Annotated in this window: 19 protein-coding genes and 1 pseudogene; 6 read left to right on the forward strand and 14 right to left on the reverse strand. The window is 72.8% G+C overall.

The genetic code is table 11. The features are described 5' to 3' along the window. Positions 1 to 119: 119 nt before the first annotated feature. Positions 120 to 1,601, forward strand: a complete 1,482-nt coding sequence (locus ACFWYS_RS10160) for an aminotransferase class I/II-fold pyridoxal phosphate-dependent enzyme (protein WP_384765567.1) — start codon at positions 120 to 122, stop codon at positions 1,599 to 1,601. A gap of 103 nt (positions 1,602 to 1,704) precedes the next feature. Here the strand turns inward: ACFWYS_RS10160 and ACFWYS_RS10165 are convergent, their stop codons facing one another. After that, a complete protein-coding gene (locus tag ACFWYS_RS10165; protein WP_384765568.1) occupies positions 1,705 to 2,340 on the reverse strand; it encodes a diguanylate cyclase in 636 nt (211 codons plus the stop codon). Between the two features lie 333 nt (positions 2,341 to 2,673). Here ACFWYS_RS10165 and ACFWYS_RS10170 point away from each other — a divergent pair, with 333 nt between their 5' ends. Beyond that, positions 2,674 to 3,186 carry a signal peptide protein gene (locus ACFWYS_RS10170; protein ID WP_384765570.1) on the forward strand — a complete coding sequence of 171 codons (513 nt, stop codon included), beginning with the start codon at positions 2,674 to 2,676 and terminating at the stop codon, positions 3,184 to 3,186. Positions 3,187 to 3,206: 20 nt separating this feature from the next. On the opposite strand, the gene ACFWYS_RS10175 is transcribed toward ACFWYS_RS10170, so the two are convergent. The 3 genes from ACFWYS_RS10175 to ACFWYS_RS10185 form a co-directional block, all read right to left on the reverse strand. After that, positions 3,207 to 4,571, reverse strand: a complete 1,365-nt coding sequence (locus ACFWYS_RS10175; RefSeq protein WP_384765571.1) for a cryptochrome/photolyase family protein — start codon at positions 4,569 to 4,571, stop codon at positions 3,207 to 3,209. A gap of 214 nt (positions 4,572 to 4,785) precedes the next feature. Continuing rightward, entirely contained in the window at positions 4,786 to 5,841 is a 1,056-nt protein-coding gene (locus ACFWYS_RS10180; protein ID WP_384765573.1) for an MASE1 domain-containing protein, read from the reverse strand. A gap of 4 nt (positions 5,842 to 5,845) precedes the next feature. Continuing rightward, complete coding sequence (locus tag ACFWYS_RS10185) at positions 5,846 to 6,694, reverse strand: PP2C family protein-serine/threonine phosphatase (protein WP_384765575.1); 849 nt, start codon at positions 6,692 to 6,694, stop codon at positions 5,846 to 5,848. 235 nt (positions 6,695 to 6,929) lie between these two features. Between ACFWYS_RS10185 and ACFWYS_RS10190 the strand changes: the two genes are divergently transcribed. Both ACFWYS_RS10190 and ACFWYS_RS10195 read left to right on the forward strand, forming a co-directional pair. Then, on the forward strand, positions 6,930 to 7,496 hold the full coding sequence (locus ACFWYS_RS10190; RefSeq protein ID WP_384765577.1) for a tellurite resistance TerB family protein: 567 nt from the start codon (positions 6,930 to 6,932) through the stop codon (positions 7,494 to 7,496). Positions 7,497 to 7,633: 137 nt separating this feature from the next. Further along, positions 7,634 to 9,010, forward strand: a complete 1,377-nt coding sequence (locus ACFWYS_RS10195; protein ID WP_384765579.1) for a hypothetical protein — start codon at positions 7,634 to 7,636, stop codon at positions 9,008 to 9,010. A gap of 33 nt (positions 9,011 to 9,043) precedes the next feature. On the opposite strand, the gene ACFWYS_RS10200 is transcribed toward ACFWYS_RS10195, so the two are convergent. The 5 genes from ACFWYS_RS10200 to ACFWYS_RS10220 form a co-directional block, all read right to left on the reverse strand. Continuing rightward, positions 9,044 to 10,285: a sensor histidine kinase gene (locus tag ACFWYS_RS10200; RefSeq protein ID WP_384765580.1), complete on the reverse strand. Its 1,242-nt coding sequence runs from the start codon at positions 10,283 to 10,285 to the stop codon at positions 9,044 to 9,046. A 193-nt stretch (positions 10,286 to 10,478) separates the two neighbouring features. Further along, positions 10,479 to 12,722, reverse strand: a complete 2,244-nt coding sequence (locus ACFWYS_RS10205) for an MMPL family transporter (protein ID WP_384765582.1) — start codon at positions 12,720 to 12,722, stop codon at positions 10,479 to 10,481. Between the two features lie 215 nt (positions 12,723 to 12,937). Beyond that, positions 12,938 to 13,351, reverse strand: coding sequence for an arsenate reductase ArsC (locus ACFWYS_RS10210; protein WP_384765584.1), 414 nt, complete (start codon positions 13,349 to 13,351; stop codon positions 12,938 to 12,940). Between the two features lie 47 nt (positions 13,352 to 13,398). Continuing rightward, positions 13,399 to 14,136, reverse strand: coding sequence for an aquaporin (locus ACFWYS_RS10215; protein ID WP_384765586.1), 738 nt, complete (start codon positions 14,134 to 14,136; stop codon positions 13,399 to 13,401). Continuing rightward, complete coding sequence (locus tag ACFWYS_RS10220) at positions 14,133 to 14,528, reverse strand: ArsR/SmtB family transcription factor (RefSeq protein WP_384765588.1); 396 nt, start codon at positions 14,526 to 14,528, stop codon at positions 14,133 to 14,135. Before ACFWYS_RS10220 ends, ACFWYS_RS10215 begins: the two co-directional genes overlap by 4 nt. 81 nt (positions 14,529 to 14,609) lie before the next feature. Here ACFWYS_RS10220 and arsM point away from each other — a divergent pair, with 81 nt between their 5' ends. Beyond that, positions 14,610 to 15,509 (forward strand): arsenite methyltransferase, encoded by a 900-nt coding sequence (gene arsM, locus ACFWYS_RS10225; RefSeq protein ID WP_384765590.1) that lies wholly within the window; start codon positions 14,610 to 14,612, stop codon positions 15,507 to 15,509. Positions 15,510 to 15,543: 34 nt separating this feature from the next. On the opposite strand, the gene ACFWYS_RS10230 is transcribed toward arsM, so the two are convergent. From ACFWYS_RS10230 to ACFWYS_RS10240, 3 genes are all read right to left on the reverse strand, one after another. After that, positions 15,544 to 16,833, reverse strand: coding sequence for a VWA-like domain-containing protein (locus ACFWYS_RS10230; RefSeq protein ID WP_384765592.1), 1,290 nt, complete (start codon positions 16,831 to 16,833; stop codon positions 15,544 to 15,546). A gap of 71 nt (positions 16,834 to 16,904) precedes the next feature. Beyond that, a complete protein-coding gene (locus tag ACFWYS_RS10235; RefSeq protein WP_384765593.1) occupies positions 16,905 to 18,173 on the reverse strand; it encodes an AAA family ATPase in 1,269 nt (422 codons plus the stop codon). 122 nt (positions 18,174 to 18,295) lie between these two features. After that, positions 18,296 to 19,762, reverse strand: coding sequence for a hypothetical protein (locus ACFWYS_RS10240; RefSeq protein ID WP_384765595.1), 1,467 nt, complete (start codon positions 19,760 to 19,762; stop codon positions 18,296 to 18,298). A 302-nt stretch (positions 19,763 to 20,064) separates the two neighbouring features. Between ACFWYS_RS10240 and ACFWYS_RS10245 the strand changes: the two genes are divergently transcribed. Further along, positions 20,065 to 20,829, forward strand: coding sequence for a hypothetical protein (locus ACFWYS_RS10245; protein WP_384765597.1), 765 nt, complete (start codon positions 20,065 to 20,067; stop codon positions 20,827 to 20,829). Between the two features lie 12 nt (positions 20,830 to 20,841). Here the strand turns inward: ACFWYS_RS10245 and ACFWYS_RS10250 are convergent, their stop codons facing one another. Both ACFWYS_RS10250 and ACFWYS_RS10255 read right to left on the reverse strand, forming a co-directional pair. Then, the gene (locus ACFWYS_RS10250) at positions 20,842 to 21,438 is read right to left on the reverse strand and encodes a hypothetical protein (RefSeq protein ID WP_384765598.1); all 597 of its coding nucleotides are present in this window, start codon (positions 21,436 to 21,438) and stop codon (positions 20,842 to 20,844) included. Further along, positions 21,422 to 21,916, reverse strand: a pseudogene (locus tag ACFWYS_RS10255) (RNA polymerase sigma factor). The gene ACFWYS_RS10250 and the pseudogene ACFWYS_RS10255 overlap by 17 nt, the downstream one beginning before the upstream one ends. Positions 21,917 to 21,919: the final 3 nt, after the last annotated feature.

Consider the following 21,919-nt stretch of genomic DNA (forward strand, 5'->3'; position numbering starts at 1 on the left):
TTTTGTCCTCCAGACCCGCGCGGCACTCCCCGCCCCCCCCCCCCCCCCACCACCCCCCCCCCCCCCCCCCCCCCACCCCCCCCCCCAGCCCCCCCCCCCCCCCGGGGAACCCGGCCCCCATGGGTGCGAACCACGCCGAGGCCCCTGTTCTGGAGGCGCTCGCCCGATATCAGAACGTGGACGAGCTGGGATTCACACCCCCGGGCCACAAACACGCGCGCGGCGCGGACCCACGCGCCCGCGCGGTCCTGGGCGACGCCGTCTTCTTCGGCGACGTCCTGGCCAACGGGGGCCTGGACGACCGGCTCACCCGGGGCCGCGTACTGGCCCGGGCCGAGAGGCTGATGGCCGACGCGGTGCACGCGGACCACACGTTCTTCTCCACCTGCGGCAGTTCCCTGTCGGTGAAGGCCGCGATGCTGGCGGTGACCTGCCCCGGCCACCGGCTCCTCGTCGGGCGCGACGCGCACAAGTCGGTCATCGCCGGGCTCATCCTGTCCGGAGTCGAGCCCGTGTGGGTGGAACCGCAGTGGGACACCGCCCGGCACATCGCCCATCCCCCCTCCACGGCCGCCTACGAGAAGGCGTTCGCCGAGCATCCGGACGCCGACGGTGCCCTGGTCACCAGCCCCACGCCGTACGGTGCCGCCGCCGACCTCGGGGGCATCGCCGACGTCTGCCACCGGCTCGGCAAGCCGCTCATCGTGGACGAGGCATGGGGAGCGCACCTGCCCTTCCACGACGAACTGCCGGCGTGGGCCATGGACGCGGGCGCCGACATCTGCGTCACCAGCATCCACAAGATGGGCAGCGGCCTGGAGCAGGGCTCGGTGTTCCACCTCCAGGGCGACCTCATCGACCCCGCCGAACTGGCCTCACGGGCCGACCTCCTCGGCACGACCAGCCCCAACGTCCTGATCTACGCGGGGATCGACGCATGGCGCCGTCAGATGGTCCAGCACGGCCGTGAACTCATCGGCGGCGCACTGGAGTTGGCCGCGCGCACCCGCGCCGCGATCGAGGAGATCGACGGCTTCCACGTCGACGACGCGACGGACTACTGCGGCCCGGATCTCGCCGCCGACTTCGACCCGCTCCCGCTCGTCATGGACATCGGCGCCCTCGGCACCACCGGCTACCGGGCGGCCGACTGGCTGCGGGCCCACCACCACATCGACGCCCACCTCTTCGACCACCGGCGCATCAGCGCGCAGCTCACCCACGCCGACGACGAGCGCACCACGGCGCGCCTGCTCACGGCGCTGCGCGACCTGGCCGACCACGCCGACCGCGCCGCCGAACTGCGGGACGCCCCTCAAGTCGCCGTCCCCACCCCGGCCGGCCTGCGCATGGACCAGGCCCGGCTGCCCCGGGACGCCTACTTCGCCCCGCCCGAGAAGGTGCCCACCGCCGAGGCCGTCGGCAGGATCGCCGCCGAGATGATCACCCCCTACCCGCCCGGCATCCCGGTCGTCCTGCCCGGCGAACGCCTGACCGAGCCGGTACTGGAGTACCTGGTCACAGGGGTCGAGGCGGGCATGTTCCTGCCGGACGCGGCGGACCGGGGCCTGCGGACCGTACGGGTCGTGGCGGACACCTGACCGACACCCACCGCGACCGCGACGGCCGCGACCGCGACAGCCGAGCCGCGACACCCCGGCCCGGCCGCCCTGTCCCTACCCCTATCCATTGGCCCTGGTATCCCTATCCCTTGGCCCTGGCCCGCAGACAGCGCCGCAGCTCCTCGGCGTACGGCGCGACGACACCCAGCCCGATCACCCCGGCGAGCCCCGCGAGATACGCCGCGGGCAGCGGGCGTTCCTTGGGCAGCAGACGCCAGTCCTGGGGTCGCGGTCCGCCGCGCAGTGTCGAGCGGACCTCGTCGGGGTGCAGACAGGCGGTGAACGCCAGCGCGGTGAGCGGCAGCACTTCGAGGAAGCTGTGGATGTGCTGCTCGACCGGCCGGATCTCCCGCTCGCCGGTCGCCAGCGACACGTCGTACAGCGCGGTGGCACCGTGCGCCACGGCGGCCGCGCCCATCGTGGTGAGCACCAGGGGATTGACGCGGGCGAGCAGCCCGATCACGACCGGTACCCCGGCCTCGGTCATCATCACGGCGTGCACCGCGGACTCCTTGGTCCCGCTGGTCCGCTCGATGCCGGTCCGCCGGTGCATCCACCAGTCCGCGAGCCCGGGCACCACCCACAGGGGGAGAACCCCGAGCAGCAGAAACCGTCGGGCGGCGGCCTCGACGTCGGTGGGATGCGGCCCGGACCCCAGTGGATCGGCCCGCCGCCCCCGCCGCCGCCCCTTCCGGGACAGAAACCGCACCGCTCCCATGGACACCTCCCGTGTACGCCCTCCGCGGGCTCTTCGCCGGTCGGCGCCCCGGGTACCCGGCGGTACTCGCCCGGAACCACCACCGCGAGGGTGTGCGGCCGTGTTCTTGTCGCTACGGCCGCACGGCACCGTACCCCTGCGATCCGCACACGTTCTTCACGACTGCACTCATCCATTCGGCCAGAGAGGCGGCCCCTCGTCCTCGGCCTTTCGGCCGATCCGCCGGGCGCTGTCCGGCACCTAGGCTGTGCTGCGTCCCCTTGAGAACGTCCGTGGCCGACAGCCCTACCGGGTAGGCCAGTTCACCCGAGCGAATCCGAAGGATCAGCGAACGTGTCGTTGAAGAACAGTCGTCTCAGGCTCGCCTCCGTGGCCCTCGTCGTGGCCCTGTCCGGTCTGGCCATGGCGGGACCGGCCATGGCGGCCACCCAGCAGACCGGCGGGGCGGTGGCCGCGGCGGCGCAGCGGCAGCCGGCCGCCGTGCCCACCGGCTTCGTGGACCTGCCCACAAGCCCACTCAAGGCCGACGGCGAGCGGCACGAGTTCACGGTCACCTACCGCAATGACTCCGCGGCGGACCGGACCGTCGCTCCCCAGCTGCTCGTGCAGTCCCCGGACGCGGGACCGTTCCTGACCCCGTCGGACGTCGAGCTGGAGCGGCGTACCGCGGACGGCTGCTGGGAGCCCGTCCAGGCCGGCGCCCAGACCGGCACGCTGTTCACCGACCTCACGACCGCGCAGCGCACGGTGCGCGCGGGCGAGACCCTCACTCAGGTCTACCGGCTCACCGTCGTCGACCCGGACGCCGAGGGCACGGTGACACCGAGGGTGGCGCTCTACGGCTGAGCCCGCGCGGACCGGTCCGGTCAGTCGATGCCCCGCCCCGCCCGGAACCGATCGGCCGCCGCCGTGAGGTCCACGATGGGGGCGGGGTAGTCCAGTCCCGCACGGGCGGCCCCGTCGAGGTGCGGGAGCCGGTGGAGGGTCCCGGCGTCCAGGTGCCGGAGTTCCGGCAGCCAGCGCCGTACGTACTCCCCCTCCGGGTCGAACCGGCGTGCCTGGACAAGGGGGTTGAGGAGCCGGTTGGGGCGGGTGTCCGTGCCGGTTCCGGCGACCCACTGCCAGTTGAGCTGGTTGTTGGCGACATCGCCGTCGACCAGCAGGTCCAGGAAGTGACGGGCGCCCACCCGCCAGTCCACGTACAGCGTCTTGGTCAGGAAACTCGCCGCGAGCATCCGGACCCGGTTCGGCATCCAGCCCTCGTGACGGAGCTGACGCATGGCCGCGTCCACGACGGGGTAGCCCGTCCGGCCCTCCCGCCACGCCTCGACGTCCTTCGGGGCGCGGCGCCAACGGTCGTGCCGGGGGCGGTAGTCGTGGTCTGCCGCGTCGGGGCGGGCCGCCAGGACCTGGTGGTGGAAGTCCCGCCAGGCGAGCTGACGGACGAACGTCTGCGCGCCGGGGTCGTCCAAGTCGCGGGCGCGGTGGAGGAGTTCGGTGGGTGAGAGGCAGCCGAAGTGCAGGTAGGGGGAGAGCCGGGAGGTCGCGTCGGCGGACAGGTCGTCGTATGCGGACAGGGGGCCGGACAGCCACTCCCGCAGCCTGCGGCGGCCCTCGGACTCCCCGCCCGCGGGCAGACCCGGCGAGGTGGGTCCCACGGCGAGGGACTCGGTGCGGGACAGGTCGGCCGAGCGCACGTCGTCCGGTAGCCGTACGGCATCCGGTACGGGCAGGACGTCACGCACGGAGAAGTTCTCCCAGCGGCGGAAGTACGGGGTGAACACGGCGAAGTGGTCCTTGCCCCGGCCCGCGGGGGTCAGCGCCCCGGGCGGTACCACCGTCAACGAGGCGTCGTGGACGTGCAGTCGGCGCCGTTCCCCGGCCAACCGCACGCGCAGCCGGTCCTCCCGCCGTGCCGCGTAACGGCTCACCCCGCCCGCGATGTGCACCGCGTCGGCCCCCGTCTCGGCGGCCACCCGGCAGGTCTCCTCGACCACGTCACCGACCCGCACCACCAGCCGCCCGCCCCGGTCGCGCAGGGCGGCGTCGAGGTCGGCCAGGCTGTCGGCGAGGAATGCCGCGCGGTTGGGTACGGCGAATCCGGTGCGGCGGATGCCGGTGTCCACGACGAAGAGCGGGACGACGCGTTCGGTGTCCCGTACGGCGGCGTGGAGGACCGGGTTGTCGTGCAACCGCAGATCGGCGGTGAACAGGGCGACACAGACGCGCACGGATCCCATGCTTGGCGCCGGGAACAGACCTCGCAACCACGCCACGCCGGTACGGCCCGGGTCGGCCCCGGGTGGCCTTCGGCTGCGCCCGGCCCCGTCGTTGTCAGTGGTGTCCCCTGGATGCGGGCGGCGGCGGAGCGGCCGGGGTTCGGGGGCATCGGCTTCCGCTTCTGAGCGAGCGCCGGGTGGCGTGGCGGTCCGGGAGCCCGGGGGTTCAAGGGCTGTGGCCCCTGGGCTGATCGCTTTCCTTCGGCCAGGACGGCGGCCACTGGTCGAGGGGCTCCTCGGGGGCGAGCTGGGACAGCGCCTCGGTCAGTCCCTCGCAGACCCGCTCGATCTCCCCGAGGGTGTGGTTGCGCTCGGTGATGACCGCCGAGAGCACCAGGGCGGTCAGGGACACGGTGCCGTTGAAGGCCTGGAGGATCACCATCTGGGCGAGGAGCTCGTGGTCGTCGAAGGGGCCCACCCCCTGGGCTCCGGCGTGGATGGCGATCACGGAGGTGATCAGTACGCAGGGCGCGGCGCCGGCCAGCTGGAAGCGGAAGGCCGCCCAGATCAGGAAGGGGACAACTAGGAAGAGCAGGTTGACCGGGCTGTGCGTGGCCACGACGGACACCGCCGCGGTGCCGCCCAGCAGGGCCACCGCCTCCGCCCAGCGCAGGGCGGGCACGCCCCGCGGCCACCGGGCCTCGCGTGCGACCAGCAGGAGCGGCGCGACGACCAGGACGCCCATCGCGTCGCCGGTCCACCACACCGACCAGGTCGGCCAGAAGTCGTCGCCCGCCAGTGCGCCGGAGGCGACCAGCGCTCCCGTGCCCACCGAAGCGCTGATCACCATCCCGCCGAGGGCCCCGAGGAACACCAGCGCCAGGGCGTCCTGGAGCCGGTCCAAGGCGATACGGAAGCCCACCCGGCGCAGGAGCAGGTAGGCGAACACCGGCGCGAGCGTGTTGCCGACGGTGATGGCGAGGACCGGGAAGGCCGACGGGCCGAGCGTCACGTTCACCACGAACGCGCCGAGCGCGACGGCGGGCCACATCCGCAGACCCCACAGCAGCAGCACGACGAGGGCGATGCCGGTGGGCGGCCAGAACGGCGTGACCTGACCCCGCACCAGCTCCTGCTGGAGCCCGAGCTTGGCGCTGAGGTAATAGGCGGCGACGACGCAGACGAGCCGTACGCCGTCGACGGCGTACCGGCGGCTCCGCGCACCGTGTGCCGTGCCGGTCGTCGTCCCCGCCTGCCCCTGCAGCCGGGGCGTGCCGCTCATGCCGTCACCCCTCGTCCTGCCACACCCGCTGTTCCCGAAGCCTTCCGTACCGGAGGACGAGGACCGCGGCGTCGTCGCTGTGGCCGGTGGAGTCCGCCACCTTGATGATCTTCGCGGCCAGTTCGTCCGGATCGTCGCGACAGGCACCGCCCGCCAGGGTGGCCACCCGCTCAAGACCCTCCTCGATCGGATAGCTGGGTCCCTCCACCAACCCGTCGGTGACCAGCACGAACGCGCCCACGTCGGTCAGCTTCCGGCTGGTCGACGGGTAGCTCTCGCCGGCCTGGATGCCGAGCGGCAGCCCGCCCTCGTTCAGCACGATGTCGCAGCGTCCGTCGGCAGCCGCCCATACGGCGGGGACATGTCCGGCGCGGGCGTCGGCGAGCTCGTTGGTGAGCGGGTCGAAACGCAGGAACGTGCAGGTCACGAAGAGACCGGAGGCCATGTCGACGAGCAGGTCGTTGGTCCGGCGGAGCACCTCCGCCGGATCCGTGGTCGCGATCGCGACGGCCCGCAGACAGGTGCGCACCTGCCCCATCAGCGCCGCCGCCTCGACGTCGTGCCCCTGTACGTCCCCGATCGCGAACCCCACCGAGCCGTCCGGCATGACGAAGCCGTCGTACCAGTCGCCCCCGATGTCCAGCCCGGCCCGCGCGGGCGCGTACCGGCCCGCCGCGTGCAGACAGGGCAGGACCGGCAGCTCGGCCGCGAGGACCTGCCGCTGCAGGGCGGCGGCGAGCTCCACGCGGGCCTGCTGGAACTTGATCCGGTCCAGGATCCGCCCGGTCAGGTCGCCGAGCGTCTGGAGCAGGTCTCCGGAGCCACCGGACGGGGTGGTGTGTCGGTGAGCCATGGCATCACACTCCGGCTTCCATCGGAGTTGCGCCATTTGTCACGTTTTTACGGTACCCCTGTGCGCGTCGGCGCACGGCTCCAGCAGGTCAGCGGGCCGGACCGGAGGGACCCCCCGAGGGGCCCCCGGAGGGACCCGGCCCGGGAACTTCGAGGGTGCGCGGGGAGTTGGCAGGACGATGCGCGGATTCGCGTTCGCGACCGGAACGACACGGGCTGAAGCCGAGGTGGCACGGATGGCGATGTGGGATCGGATCAAGGACCAGGCCAAGGGTCTGCAGCAGCAGGCCCAGGGCGCGCGGGGCGGCGGGCACGGCGCCGGCGGACACGGCGGCCGACCGGGCTCGGGGTCCTCCGGCGGTTCGAAGGCGCAGCTGGTGAGCGCCCTCAAGTCCCAGCTCACCTCGCTCAAGACGGAGCTGAAGAGCGGCGCCTACCGGGACGCCAGCATGGCCATGTGCGCCCTGGTCGCCGCCGCCGACGGGCACGTCGACCCGGCCGAGCGGCAGCATGTGGAGTCGCTGATCCTGAACAACGACGTCCTGCAGAACTTCCCCTCCGAGCAACTGCGCCAGCGCTTCAACAAGCACGTCGACCAGCTGGCGTACAACTTCCAGCAGGGCAAGCAGGACGCCCTGCAGGAAATCGCCAAGGCGTCGAAGAAGCCGACGGAGGCCAGGGCGGTCGTCCAGACCGGCTTCGTCGTCGCGGGCGCGGACGGCTACGTCGCCCCGGCCGAGGAGCAGGCCCTGCGCGAGGCGTGCTCGGTACTCGGCCTGTCCCCGCAGGAGTTCGGCCTCTGAGCCGCACCCACCGCACCCGCCGTACACACCGCACGGTGTGACGTCCTTCCGGGCCGCTGCGCTGCATGAGTGCCGTCTGTTGATCATGACGGACGGCGCTCATCGCAGACGTCCCAGCGAAGGAAGAGACCGCACCCGTGCGCATCAGACAGTTCGCAGAAAGAGCAGCGCTCTCCGCTGCCCTGAGCCTGACGTTCCTCGGCCTCGGAACGACCTCGGCCGCCGCGGACACCGGCAGCCCGCTGCCGATCGGCTCCTACCGGGACATGGCCGTCGACTCGGCCCACCAACAGGTGTTCCTCAGCGACCCCTTCGGCGGCAGCGTCCTGGTGACCGACTACACCGGCCAGGTCGTGAAGCGGATCGACGGTGAGGCCGGTGCCTGGGGCGTCGCGCTGTCCGGCGACTCCGGCACGCTGTACGTGGCCCTGCGCGACGCCGGCGCGATCGCCGCGATCGACACCGTCACCCTGGAGGAGACCGCCCGCTACGACACCGGCACCGGAGCGGGCGCCTACGCGGGCCCGACCTCCCTGGCGCTGGCCGGCGGGAAGATCTGGTTCGGCTACAGCCTCGACACCTGGCGCGGCGCCCTCGGCTCCCTGGACCTGGGCGGCGGGCAGCCCGTCGTCACCCGGGACCAGGGCCTCGACACCTTCCGCGGCTCGCCCCGGCTGGCCGCCACCCCGCAGCATCCGGACACCCTCGTAGCCGCCGAGTCCGACGGCAACGCCGCCGCGCTGGCGGTGTACGACGTGAGCGCCGGCCGGGCCGACGCCCAGGCACGGCGCGTCGATCCGGGGCCGGAGGGGTGCGCGAGCCTCCAGGACCTGGCCCTGACGCCGGACGCCGAGCGGGTCGTCGTCGCGTGCGCCTCGCCGTACTACCACCAGGTGTTCCGCACCGCCGACCTCGCGGACGACGGCCGCTACGCCACCAGCCACTACCCCAACGCGGTGGCCATCGCCCCCGACGGCACGGTCGCGGCGGGCGTCGACGGCGCCAACTCGCCCGACGTCCGCCTGTTCGCGCCGGGCGCGTCCACGGACTTCCACTCCTGGGACTTCCCGGCGCCGTCGCCGTACGCCACCACCACCCTCCAGTCGGGCGGTCTGGCCTGGACCCCGGACGCCACGCGCCTCTTCGCCGTCACCAAGGACAGCAACTCCTCGACCCTGACGCTGCAGGTCCTGAACCACCCGCAGGTCCCCACCACCGTCACCGTGCAGGCCCCCGCCTCCTCGCCCCGGAACCAGCCGCTCACCCTCAGCGGCAAGCTCGACGCGCCCGTGGGCTTCGGCACGGGCGGCACCGTCGACATCTGGCGGCTCGACGACCCCGCCGCGGGTGAGGGCACGCTGATCGGTTCCGCGCCCGTCGCCGCGGACGGCACCTTCAGCTACACCGACCGCCCGAAGGCCAAGGGCGACGTCCAGTACACGGTCTGGTACGGCGGCGACGGGCGGCATTCCTACGCGTACAGCACGGCCACGGTCCACCTGACCTCCGACTGAGCCGGCCCCGCCTGCCGCTGCACACCCCGGCCGTCACGGCGTCGCGTCCTCCGCGGCGCCGTGCGGCTGGAGGGGCAGTGCGGTGGTGACCTCGAAGCCTCCCTCGGGGCGGGGGCCCGCGTGGAGTTCGCCGCCGATGGAGTGGGCGCGCTCGCGCATGCCCATGACGCCGAAGCCCTGGGAAGGCGCGGCCCCGGCGCCCCCGGGCGCTGGCGTGGGGCCGTCGTTGCTGACCGTGATCGACAGGCGGGCGCCGGAGTAGGCGAGCCGGACGTGGGCGGACTCCACGGTGGCGTGCTTGGTGACGTTGGTGAGGGCCTCCTGCACGATGCGGAACGCCGTCAGGTCCACGCCGGGGGACAGCGGCCGCGGCTCCCCCTCCGTGGTGACCGTGACGGTGACCCCCGCGGAGGCGCACGCCGAGACCAGTTCGGGCAGCCGGACCAGCCCGGGCGACGGCTCCAGCGACGCGGAGTCCGGGTCGTCGTTCTGCCGCAGCAGCCCCAGCGTGGCCTTCAGCTCGCGCAGCGCGGAGGACGTGGTGCCGGTCAGGTCGGTGAGGATCTTCTGCGACTGCTCCGGACTGGCGAGCGCCAGGTGCGCGGCCGTACCGGCCTGGGCGTTGGCCAGCGCCAGATGGTGGGCGACGACATCGTGCAGCTCACGGGCGATGCGCATACGTTCCTCGGTGACCCTGCGCCGGGCCTCCTCCTCCCGGGTGCGCTCGGCGTGCTCGGCGCGGGCCTGCATCGAGCGCACATAGGCGCGGCGCAGCTGGGTCATCTTGCCGGCGGCCAGGGGCAGCATCAGCCAGAAGAACGGGCCGATCGTCCGCAGCAGCAGCGAGATGTGGTCCATGGAGTCGGAGAGCGCGGCCGCGAGCATCAGCGCCAGGACGGTGGGGATGCCGTAGGCGCGGGTGGTCCTGCGGTCGGTGTGGCTGGACAGCCAGAACAGCGCCGCCATGATCGGCGCCAGCAGCAGTGGCGTGACCAGGTATCCCGCCGCCACGACGGCGACCGTGCAGACCGCGGTGACGACGAGGGCGGTACGCGGGTGGGTGCGGTGCTTCAGCAGGGCGAGGCAGGAGATGCCCAGGAGAACGGCGCTGGTCCTGTCCTGGTCCGGCGGCTCGGCGCCGGGCAGGGTGAGCTGGCCGCCGAGGGTCGCGGAGCCCATCAGCGCCGCGACGACGACCAGGTCGACGACCAAGGGGTGGCGGTCCGCGAACTCCTCGATGCGGTCCGCGTAGCGGCGCTCCTGGTGGGTGGTCATGGTGCTCTCCGGTCGATGTGCTGCTGAGGCCATGGTGGACGAGCTGAGGCCGTGGTGGACGAGCAGAGGCCGTGGTGAACGAGCTCAGGCCATGGTGGACGATCCGGGCGCGGACGGCCGACGGGGCCGCCCGCGACCTCGTCCTGGGTCGCGGGCGGCCCGTAATGGCGGGCGGGTGGGACGGTCGGGCGGATCAGGTGCGCGCCACTTCCAGCCCGGCCGGGTCCGCCGGATCCGCCGGGCCGGTCCCGGGCTCAGCCTCCGCCTCCGTCTCGGTCTCCGTCCGCCGGGTGAGCGCCTCGCCCTCCACGTCCACGCGCGGCAGGATCCGGTCCAGCCACTTCGGCAGCCACCAGGCCCTGTCGCCGAGCAGCGCGAGCACGGCGGGCACGATCGCCATCCGTACGACGAAGGCGTCGAGGAGGACGGCCGTGGCGAGTCCGAACCCGATCATCTTGATCATCGAGTCGCTCTCGCCGATGAACCCGGCGAACACCGCGATCATGATCAGCGCGGCGGCCACGACCACGCGGGCGCTGTGCCGGAACCCGGAGACGACCGCCTGCCCGGGCCGCTCCCCGTGGACGTACGCCTCCCGCATCCGCGAGACGAGGAAGACCTCGTAGTCCATGGCCAGCCCGAAGACGATGCCCACCAGGAAGATCGGCATCAGGCTCATGATCGGCCCGGTCTGCTCCACGCCCAGCAGTTCGGCGCCGTGCCCCTGCTGGAAGACCACGACCACGGCGCCGAGGGAGGCCAGCACCGACAGCAGGAAGCCCAGGGCCGCCTTCAGCGGGACGAGCAGCGACCGGAAGACCACCAGCAGCAGCACGATCGCGAGCCCGACCACGACGATCAGATACGGGACCAGCGCGGCCTGCACCTTGTCGGCGATGTCGATGTTCATCGCGGTGGTGCCGGTGACCTCGAACGTCGCCCCGGTCCCGGCCTCTACGCCGTCCCGTTCGCCCCGGATGGTGGTCACCAGGTCCTTGGTCTTCTCGTCGGTCGGCGCGGTGGACGGCACGACGGAGAAGACGGCGGTGTCACCGGCGCCGTTGAAGCGGGCGGGAGACACGGACACGACCCCCCTCGTGCCGCCGATCTCCTCGCTGATCGTGGTGACGGCACCCTTCGGATCCGCGTCCCCCTTGGCGTCCACGACGACGGTCAACGGCCCGTTGAAGCCCGGCCCGAACGCCTCGGCGAGCGCGTCGTAGGCCCGCCGCTCGGTGGTGGACGCCGCCTTGGCCTCGTCACCGGGCATGCCCAGCTGCAACTGGGTCATCGGCACGGCGAGCGCGCCGAGGCCGACGACGCCGAGGAGCAGCACGGGAAGGGGCCGCCGCAGCACGAACCGCGCCCACCGGGTGCCGCCGTTGTCACCGCTGCTCTCTTCGATACGGCCGCTCTTGCGGGCCTTCCTCGGCAGCACGGCGTTGGGCCAGAAGCCGAGGAAGGCGGGCACCAGCGTCAGCGCGACGAGCACGGCGACGACGACCGCGCCCGCCGCGGCCAGCCCCATCTTGGTGAGCATCGGGATGCCGACGACCGCCAGCCCGGCCAGCGCGATGACGACGGTGAGCCCGGCGAACACGACCGCCGACCCGGCCGTACCGACGGCGAGGCCGGTCGCCTCCTGCGGTGTACGGCCCTTGGCGCGTTCCTCCCGGTACCGCGAGACGACGAACAGGGCGTAGTCGATGCCGACCGCGAGGCCCAGCATCATCGCGAGGGTGCCGGTCGTGGTGGACAGACCGAGGGCGTCGGACAGGGCGAGGATCGTGGCCATGCTGACGCCGACCCCCACGACGGCGGTCAGCAGCGGCAGCCCGGCGGCGGCGAGGGACCCGAAGGTGACGAGGAGTACGACGGCGGCTATCGCGATGCCGATGACCTCGGCCATGCCGCCCGCACCGCCCCCGTCGTCCATCGCGGTGCCGCCGGCCTCGACGGTCAGCCCGGAGTCCCTGGCGTCGTCGATCGCCTTCTCCAGATGCGTCCGGCTGGCGTCGGTGAGGTCGTTGGCCTTCACCTTGAAGGTGACGGTCGCGAACGCCGTCGTACCGTCCTTGCTCACCGCCTTCGCCTGGAACGGATCGGCGACGGACGCCACCTGCGAGCCGTCGCCCAGCTCGGCCACGGCCGCCTCGACGGCCTGCTTGTTCTCGACGGCGGTCACCTTCTGACCGCCGGGCGCGACGAAGACGACCCGCGCGGTGGCGCCGTCGGCCGTCGCGCCCGGGAAGCGCTCCCCCATCAGGTCGAACGCCTTCTGCGACTCGATGCCCGGCATCGAGAACTCCTCGTCGGCCGCGCCCGGGGCCTTCAGCGCACCCAACCCGACGGCGGCCAGCACGGCCGCCCAGACCAGGGCGACGTACCAGCGCCGCCGGAAGGCCAGACGGCCCACTCGATACAGGAAAGTAGCCACGGCAGGGGGTCTCCACATCTGGGACTCGAACGTCTGCCCAGACTCTCGGGAGAGGGCGTGCCGTGTCGTCGTGTGGCTGCCGACAATCGCCTGTACTGAAAACGCAGTAGGGATCGGGCGTTGGGTCCGCCATGGGTACGACGGGAGGGACGGCGGGGAGTACAGCGGAGGGACGGCAGGGTGGACGGCAACCGGGCGTCGTCAGCCGGGCGTCGTCAGCCGGATGTGACGTCCGAGATCAGCGTGCGGACGCGGGTCTCGATCGCGTCGCGGATGGGGCGTACGGCGTCCACGCCCTGGCCCGCCGGGTCGTCGAGCTGCCAGTCGAGGTACCGCTTGCCGGGGAAGACGGGGCACGCGTCGCCGCAGCCCATGGTGATCACGACGTCGGATGCCTGGACGGCCTCGGTCGTGAGGATCTTCGGGGTCTGGGCGGAGATGTCGATGCCGACCTCGCTCATCGCTTCGACCACGGCCGGGTTGACGGTGTCGGCGGGGGCGGACCCGGCGGAACGGACCTCGACGCGGTCGCCCGCCAGGTGGGCGAGGAAGGCGGCCGCCATCTGGGAGCGTCCGGCGTTGTGGACGCAGACGAACAGCACTGACGGGCGCGAAGCGGAGGTGCTCATGGCGGGGTCCTTCTCGGAGGCGGGGCGAGGGAGGGCGAGGCGGGTGGTCAGGAGGAGGCGAGTTCGCGTTCCGCGGGCGGGACGGACGCCTCGGGCCGTGCCGGTACGCGGCGCGTGCCGTAGACCATGGCCACGATGCCGATTCCGAGTGCGCCGCCCACCAGTTGGGCGGCGATGAACGCGGGGACGGAGGCGGGCGCGATGCCGGCGAAGGTGTCGGTGAAGGCCCGCCCGATGGTCACCGCGGGGTTCGCGAACGAGGTGGAGGAGGTGAACCAGTAGGCGGCCCCGATGTACGCGGCGACCGCGGCCGGGGCGAGCGCGGCGCGGCCGGTCCGGCCGAGGCCGAGGATCAGCAGGATCAGCCCGGCCGTGGCGACGACCTCGCCCAGCCACAGATGGCCGGCTGACCGGTCCTGGGTGGAGAACCGCACCAGCGGCTCGGCGAACATCGCGTCGGCCAGGACCGCCCCGCCGATCGCGCCCAGGATCTGGGCGGGCAGGTACGCCGCGACGTCCCGCAGGGCCGGGCCGCCCGGCGTGCGACGGCCGGTGAGCCAGGCGGCGAGGGTGACGGCGGGGTTGAAGTGCGCACCGGAGACCGGCCCGAGCAGCAGGATGAGCACGCCCAGGCCGAAGACGGTCGCGAGGGAGTTGGCGAGCAACTGCACACCGACGTCACGCGACAGCTCGGTGGCCTGGATGCCGGAGCCGACCACGACCGCGACCAGCAGCCCGGTCCCGACGGTCTCGGCGGCGACCCGGCGGCCGAGCGAGGCGTTCACGCGGTGGCCCCGGCGGGCTGCGCGGTGGCCCCGGCGGACTGCGGGACGGTCAGGAACGCGGCGAGCCGGTCCAGGACACCGGGCAGCACCCAGTAGTACACCCAGGTGCCGCGACGCTCGCAGTCGGTGAGCCCGGCCTGCCGCAGCAGCCTGAGGTGGTGGGAGATCGTCGGCTGGGACAGGTCGAACGCCGGGGTCAGCTCGCACACACAGACCTCACCGCCCTCGCCACGCGAGGCGATCATCGACATCAGCCGCAGCCGGACCGGATCGCCCAGGGCCTTGAAGACCTTGGCCAGATCGGCCGCCTGGTCCTCGTCGAGCGGCGCGGCGGACAGGCCCGGGCAGCAGGCGGCGTCCTGGCCGATCACCTCAAGCTCTTGTTTCGACATGCTTCTATATTGACATCCTTCGATTCAAGGCGCAAGGTTGCATCAACGAACGTCAATACAGGCAGTTCCGGGGAGTGAGTCATGAACGAGCAGTCCACCGACCTGAGGGAAACCGTCCGTCGCCGGTACGCCGAGGCGGCCGTGAAGGTCACCGACGGCGGCACCGCCTGTTGCGGACCCGAGCCGGTCGAGGTCGACGAGAACCTCGGCTCCGCCCTGTACGCCGCGGAAGAGCGCGACACTCTGCCCGCCGAGGCCCTGGCCGCCTCCCTCGGCTGCGGCAACCCCACCGCCGTCGCCGAACTGCGCGAAGGCGAGCGCGTCCTCGACCTCGGCTCCGGCGGCGGCATCGACGTCCTGCTCTCCGCCCGCCGCGTCGGCCCCACCGGCAAGGCCTACGGACTGGACATGACCGAGGAGATGCTCGAACTCGCCCTGGCCAACGCGGCGAAGGCGGGCGCGACGAACGTGGAGTTCCTCAAGGGCACCATCGAGGCCGTCCCGCTGCCCGCGAACACGATCGACGTCGTGATCTCCAACTGCGTGATCAACCTGTCGGTCGACAAGCCCGCCGTGTTCGCGGAGACGTTCCGCGTCCTCAAGCCCGGCGGCCGCATCGGCGTCTCCGACATCGTCGCCGACGACACCCTCACCGCCGAACAGCGGGCCGAACGCGGCGACTACGTCGGCTGCATCGCCGGCGCCCTCTCCTTCGCCGAATTCCGCGCGGGCCTGGAGTCCGCCGGGTTCACCGACATCGAGATCACCCCGACCCACTCGGTCGCCGACGGCATGCACTCCGCCATCGTCCGCGCCACCAAGCCCACCGCCGTCACCGGCCCGACCGCCACGGCGCCCGCTGCGGAGGCCGACTCCTGCTGCGGCGTCACCGCCTGCTGCACCCCTGCCGAGCAGGCGACCGACCCGTCCGTCACCGTCGGCGAGGCCAAGAGCACCGCGGGATGCGGCTGCCAGAACTGACCTGCGGCGACCTCACCGCCCTGCCTCACCGAGCTCACCGCCCACCGGAGCCCGACCCGATCTCGACCACCCGCGCCCAGTCCGGCGGCGAGTCCGGCACGTACTCGGGATCCCGCTCGACCCGCGCGCCTCGCGCCCGTGGCCGGGGGAACAGCCCCACCACCGTCCGGCACGGCGGTCGGGAGCTCGGCCAGGGTGTCTGCCCGTCGGTCAGGGCCACGACGACATCGGGCCGGGGCCGTGCCCGCAACGCCCTGGCGAAACCCGCGCGCAGATCCGTGCCGCCGCCCCCGACCAGCGGAATCCCCTCGGCCCGGCACAGCCGGTGCACACCCCCGGCCGCCGCGTCGCACGGCACCACGCTGACCAGGTCGCGCCGCCCGCCCACGGCCCGGGAGATCGCGGCGACCTCCAGCAGCGCACTGCCCAGCTCGGCGTCGCTGACCGACCCGGAGGTGTCGATGACGACACAGACGCGGGGCGGCCGGCGCCGCAGGCTCGGCAGGACGACGCCGGGCACCGAGGCCGAGCGGCGCGAGGGACGGCCGTATGTGTAGTCCTCGCCGGCACCCGGACCGGACGCCGCCGAGCGGACCGCCGCGCCCAGCAGTTCCCGCCACGGCTGGGGCGGATGGAAGGCCTCCTCGGCCCACCGCTGCCACCCCTGCGAGGCGTCCCCCGGCCGCCCGGTGATGCCCTGAGCCACCCGGAAGCGGACGGCGTCCCGTTCCTGCGCGCTGAGCCCGTGCGCACCGTCCGCCCCCAGATCCCACTCCCGCTCCAGCCCGTCGGCACCGCTGCCGCAGTCCAGCCAGGCGAGGTCCTGCATACGCGGACCGAGCCGGAACTGACGCAGGTAGTCCTCCATCAGCTCACCGTCCCGCAGCATCAGGGTCTCGGGCTCGACGGCGCCCTGGGGCTTGGCGAGGCCCTCGCCGTAGACGTCGTCGTTGATCTCGCAGTCCGCCGCGATGTTCATCCGCAGCCGCTCGCCCGGTCCGGTCAGCCCGCGCTCACGCGCGACGCGATCGCTGCGCCCGTGGTGATCCCGGAGCAGATGCGACACCTCGTGCACCCACACCCCGGCCAGCTCCTCCACCGGCGTACGGTCCACGAACGCGGGCGAGACATAGCAACGCCAGTGCCGGTCCACGGCCATCGTCGGTACGTCCTTCGACTCGACGATGTGCAGGGCGAAGAGGGCGGTCGCGAGGTAGGGGCGGACGCGGGCGGCGTGGAGCCGGGCGGCGAAGAGTTTGTCGCGGTCGAGGGGGCGGGGTGTGCCGTGGGGCGCTCGCGCGGAGCCCGGGAGCGGGCGGGGCATGTCCTCGGCCGTGCCCGCTGACCCCGAGAGCGGGCTAGGGGTGTGCTCGGGTGTACCCGACGAGCCCGTCCTCATCGCTTCGCCCGCGCCGCAGCCGCCGCACTGCGCCCCGCCGCCTCATCCGCCCGCCGGGACAATCCCACGACTCCCGCGAGCCGTTCGATCGACGTCGGCACATCCCAGTCCTCCTGCCGCAGCGAGGCGAGCGTGGACGCCGGGACGACGACCAGGTCCGGCGCCCCGGTCTCCATCGCCCGCACCAGCAACGCCCACGCCGCGTCCCACCGCAGCCGCTCCGGACGCGCCCGTACCGCCTCCACCACCCCGTCCAGCGCGGCCTGCCGCAGATCCCCCCGCTCGGGCAGCACGGCACCGGCCGGATCGGCGAGCAGCAGTTCGGGGTCCGGCAGGTCCATCCGGTCCACGCTCGCCAGCAACTCCAGCCCAGGACCGTCCCCCACGGTGCCCCTGACCAGCAGCGAGAGCACATCACGGGACGATCCGGCGGCGTTCGCGAAGGCGATCAGCCGCTGTGTCATCTCCCAGCTCCGCGGCGAGGGCCACGGGCCACCCCGACGCGTCTCGCTGTTCGGCAGCCGGTGCACGAGCCCCGGCCGCCCGGACAGCAGCCCGCACACCGCACGCCGCGCGAAGTCCACGGCCTGCGCCAGCCTCCCGGGGTCGAGCCGCGGCAGGGTCGCCCGCGGCCAGGTCCCGCCGAGTCCGCGTACGACGACCTCGTGGTCGTGGGCCCACTGCAGATGCACGAAACGGTTGGCCAACGGCGCGCTCAGCTCCCAGCCGTCGGCCGCCGAGGACCGCGGGTTGGCGGCGGCCACGATCCGCACGCCCGGCGGCAACGTCAACGCCCCCACCCGCCGTTCCAGCACCAGCCGCAGCAACGCGGCCTGTACGGCCGGCGGCGCCGTCGACAACTCGTCCAGGAACAACAGCCCCCGCCCGGCCCGCACGAGCCGCACGGCCCAGTCCGGCGGAGCCATGGGTACGCCCTGCTCGGCCGGATCGTCGCCGACGACGGGCAGCCCCGAGAAGTCGGACGGCTCGTGGACGCTGGCGATCACCGTCGTGAGCGGCAGGTCCAGAGCGGCGGCGAGCTGTGTGAGCGCCGCGGTCTTGCCGATCCCCGGCTCGCCCCAGAGGAGAACGGGCAGGTCGGCGGCGACGGCCAGGGTCAGGGCCTCCAACTGGGTGTCGGGGCGGGGTTCGGTGGTGGTGTCGCCGAGAAGGGCCAACAGGTCCGCGGCGACATCGAGTTGGGAGGAAGAGGGGGTGGGGGAGGGAGAGGGGGAGGGGTGGTTCTCGGTGGTGCGTGTGGGCATGTGGGATCACCTGTGGGGTTCGGGGGGACGGCAGTCCCCGGTACGGAGAGGTCAATCGGCCGCCGAGCACGAGGAGTTGGGCGCGCGGCGACGGGTCGTGCGCACTGCGCATCGCGCGTCGGTCAGGGAAAGGTCGCGTGCCGCGGGTGCGCGCGATGGTCGCGGGGGCGCCCGCGCTCGTCGTAACGGACACGGCCAGGTCCCGGCCCGCGTCCGGACTCGGGTCCGGGTCCGGGTCCGGCCAACCCGGCCCGGAACAGCCCGTAGGTGATCCGCCGCCGCGCCGCCTCCTCCAGTTCCTCCCGCAACGCCCCGTCCCGCAACACCGCATCGGGCCCCAGCAGCCCCTCCACGACGGCCAGCGCACCGGCGAAGTCGCCGTGGTCGAGGCGCTCGCGAACATCGGGCAGGCACTCCGGACGCCGATGCGCCTCGTCGATGACCTGCAGACAGGGGAGCGGTGTGCCGGTCAGGGCGGCCAGCAGTTCCTCCCGCCGGATCTCGGCCGGGTCGTGGTCCAACGGCACGAGTACGCCGTCGACCAGACCGATCCGATGCCGCGCACCCCGGCACTCGACGAGGCGCGGCTGCCCTGTCCGCCCCGGGGACGGCGAAGGCGACGGCTGCGGCGACACCGCATGTTCGCGTACGAGGGCGGAGGCGACCAGCGGATGCAGCCGCTCGGCGTCGATGAGCCCGGCGTGGAGCAACTCCAGGTCGGGCAGCACCCAGGTCGCGGCGTCGGGCAACAGGGGAAGCGCGGAGGAGCGACCGCTGCCGGACTCGGCGATCCGCGGTACGGCCTCCCCACCCGGACCGCCCCGATCCTCGACCGGCAGTTCCAGCACCAGCCGATGCCGTCCCCCCAACCGCACCAGCACGGCACCGCCGGACCGCCCCTCGGCGCGCAGCAGTATCCGCGCCTCTTCCGCCCACCGGTCGACGGCACAACGGCGTCCGTACGGCACGCCCCCCGGCAGATCCGGATCCGCCCTCGCCGGTCCCCCGGCCCGGACCCGCAGCTCAGCGGCCCGGCGCGCATCCCACAGATGCCGGTGCAGATCGAGGCGGAACCGCCGGTTGGGCCGAGGATGCGGATACGAGCCAGCACCGCCGCCGCACGCGGGCCCACCCCGGCCCCCGGCCCCGCCCCACAAGGCAAGGCTGATCCGCTGACCGGCGTCGGCCCACGCAGGCGGTGTCCGCACCACGAGATGCAGCGGGCGTCGGCGCCCGGCCCCGGGCCCCCGCACCCCACCGCCGTACGTGGCCAGCGTGAGCGTCAGCCCCGGCCGCAGCAGACCGTCGGGAGCGATCCTCGGCATGTGCCAGCGCAGCAGGTCGGGAGCGAGATTGCGGAGGTCGTCGCGGAGTTGCCCGGCGATGTCCCGGCCGTGGTCACGGGCCACGGAACGCAGCCGGAGATCGACATCGAAACCAGCGGCGGCACACGCCCCCGCCCAGTCCCCCGCCAGCCGGCGGGTGGTCGCGGTCTCGATCACAGAGGCCGGCACGGCGAACTCGCGCACGCGCGGCCAAAAAGAGAGAAAGGAAAGCGGGGATTCCCCGTACGCGATCCGAGTGCTCATCAGCACTCACCTGGCGCGGACGGGACCCCCAATCTGGCAACAGAGTGAGTCGTCATCGCGGGCGAGCGTAACGCCGCGCACTCGAAGCCGCCAGGCATTTTCCGCACCCACCCGACGACCAGTCACGCCGGGCCCGTACATAAGACGCGATCTGGATCAACGAGATGGTGCGGCGGCAGCAGAGCAAGTAGGCGGGCGCCCGCGACGCCATGACACCCCGTGCCGTATCCTCACGCCACCCGCCGTGCCCGCGACCAGGGGGGATCCAGGATCGTGGGGCCGGCTCGAACTTGTGGGGATTCATGCGTTCAGCATCCATAGGTGCCGTGCTCACCGGCGCCCTCGCCCTGTGCGGCTCCGCTCTCACCGTCGCTCCCGCGCATGCCGCGGAGACCGGTGTGGTGATCGAGAAGGTGTCCGTGAACGGAGGCAAGAGCATCGTCTTCGGGATCTCGCGGACGGAGTCGTTCACCATCTCGGTGACCGCTTCGGACGATTCCGGGATCGGTAAGGATCTCGCGTTTCTGCAGATCGACCGGGAGAAGGGGGACGACTACTGGTCGTACCACGGCGAGCCGACCTGCACGGCCAGCAGCGCCACCAGGTCCACCTGCAAGCTCACGGTCAAGCTGGACAGGGACATCGACCTGCCCCGCAACGCCCTGGCCGGGCCCTGGGACGTGTACGTCCAGCTCAAGGCGAAGGACGGTGACTACTACGGCGGTGTCTACGGCACCCACCCGGTGAAGCGGCGCTCCACGCTCAGCGTCGACGCCTCGCCCGAGCCGGTCACCAAGGGCAAGGCCATCACCGTCACGGGCAAGCTCGCCCGGGCCAACTGGGACCGGTACGTCTACGCGGGCTACACCTATCAGCCCGTGCAGCTCCAGTTCCGTCCGAAGGACAGCAGCACCTACAGCACCGTCAAGACCGTGAAGACCGACGGGACCGGCAAGTTGCGGACCAGCGTCACCGCCAACCGCGACGGTTACTGGCGCTGGAACTTCGCCGGTACGGCCACCACTCCGGCGGTCAAGACGGCCGGGGACTTCGTCGACGTGCGTTGATCTCGTCCGCCGCTACCTTCGAGCCGCGCCGGTCTCAGGTGCGGGTGCGGCCTCGCTGCTGGTCGCGCCGCCGTCCGAGGGTTCGACCCGCCCTGTCGTCGGCACCGCTGTCGGCTCCGCCGTCGGTGTCGCCGTGGGTGTCGACGACGGGGCCGGTGTCGCCGGTGAACCGTAGGAAGGGCCGGCGGACTCCGGCGGCACCGTCCGGGTGGGCGAGGCCGAGCCGCCCGTCGACTCCCTCGGGGTGGGGGTCGGCGACGGCTCCGACGGTGTCGGCGTCGGTGCCGGTGTCGTACGGCCGCTCGCCGGCGGCGGTGCCAGCGGAGGCGTCGGGGTGCCGTCGGGCCTCGCCAGATACAGCGGCACCGCGATGAGCGCCGCGACCGCGCAGGTCGCGCCGACCCCGGCCGCCGTACGCAGCAGACGGCGCCGGGATGCCCTGCGGCGGATCGCGTCGTAGTGGCCGGGGGGCGGGGCCAGGTAGCCCGAGGGCAGGCGGAGGATCACCGCGAGGGGGTCGTCCGGACCGAACTCCGGGCCGTCCAGCCGACCTTCCGGACCGTCCAGCCGCTCCGCGCCGCCGCCCTCCTCGTCATAGCGTCTGGTCAAGGCTTCTCCTCAGGTGGACGCGGAGCAGTTCGCGGGCCGCGTGCAGGTCGGCCTTGACGGTTCCTTCCTTGCGTCCGGTCAGCACGGACACCTCCCGGATCGGCATGTCAGCGTAGTAGTGGAGGAGGATCGGGGTGCGCAGGCGTTCGGGGAGGGACTGGACCATCAGGCGGATCGACGGGTCCGCCTGTTCCGTTTCCGTGTGGGAGTTGACCGCCGCCTCCGTCCCGGCCCGGCGCATCGCCTTGCGCTCACGCTCCAGCTTGCGCCAGTGGTCCCGGACGAGGTTGGCCGCGGTGACGTAGAGGAAACCGCGCGGTTCCTCCACACGGCTCCAGCGGGCCCACAGCCTGGTGAAGGCCTCCGAGGCGATCTCGTGGGCCGTCTAGTCCTCGTAGACGAGTAGGCGGCACCATCCGGCGAGGCGGGGGTACAGGGCGGGGAAAAGGTCCGACGCCCGCACGGCACGGGTCCGGATCGA

Source organism: Streptomyces sp. NPDC059010, assembly GCF_042740355.1.
In the GTDB taxonomy this organism is placed as follows: domain Bacteria; phylum Actinomycetota; class Actinomycetes; order Streptomycetales; family Streptomycetaceae; genus Streptomyces.

Coding starts and splice junctions, on each gene's coding strand:
- ACFWYS_RS10160 (WP_384765567.1), top strand. CDS start 120: ATGGGTGCGAACCACGCCGAGGCCCCTGTTCTGGAGGCGCTCGCCCGA.
- ACFWYS_RS10165 (WP_384765568.1), bottom strand. CDS start 2,340: ATGGGAGCGGTGCGGTTTCTGTCCCGGAAGGGGCGGCGGCGGGGGCGG.
- ACFWYS_RS10180 (WP_384765573.1), bottom strand. CDS start 5,841: ATGAGCGGCACGCCCCGGCTGCAGGGGCAGGCGGGGACGACGACCGGC.
- ACFWYS_RS10185 (WP_384765575.1), bottom strand. CDS start 6,694: ATGGCTCACCGACACACCACCCCGTCCGGTGGCTCCGGAGACCTGCTC.
- ACFWYS_RS10190 (WP_384765577.1), top strand. CDS start 6,930: ATGGCGATGTGGGATCGGATCAAGGACCAGGCCAAGGGTCTGCAGCAG.
- ACFWYS_RS10200 (WP_384765580.1), bottom strand. CDS start 10,285: ATGACCACCCACCAGGAGCGCCGCTACGCGGACCGCATCGAGGAGTTC.
- ACFWYS_RS10210 (WP_384765584.1), bottom strand. CDS start 13,351: ATGAGCACCTCCGCTTCGCGCCCGTCAGTGCTGTTCGTCTGCGTCCAC.
- ACFWYS_RS10220 (WP_384765588.1), bottom strand. CDS start 14,528: ATGTCGAAACAAGAGCTTGAGGTGATCGGCCAGGACGCCGCCTGCTGC.
- arsM (WP_384765590.1), top strand. CDS start 14,610: ATGAACGAGCAGTCCACCGACCTGAGGGAAACCGTCCGTCGCCGGTAC.
- ACFWYS_RS10230 (WP_384765592.1), bottom strand. CDS start 16,833: ATGCCCCGCCCGCTCCCGGGCTCCGCGCGAGCGCCCCACGGCACACCC.
- ACFWYS_RS10235 (WP_384765593.1), bottom strand. CDS start 18,173: ATGCCCACACGCACCACCGAGAACCACCCCTCCCCCTCTCCCTCCCCC.
- ACFWYS_RS10240 (WP_384765595.1), bottom strand. CDS start 19,762: ATGAGCACTCGGATCGCGTACGGGGAATCCCCGCTTTCCTTTCTCTCT.
- ACFWYS_RS10245 (WP_384765597.1), top strand. CDS start 20,065: ATGCGTTCAGCATCCATAGGTGCCGTGCTCACCGGCGCCCTCGCCCTG.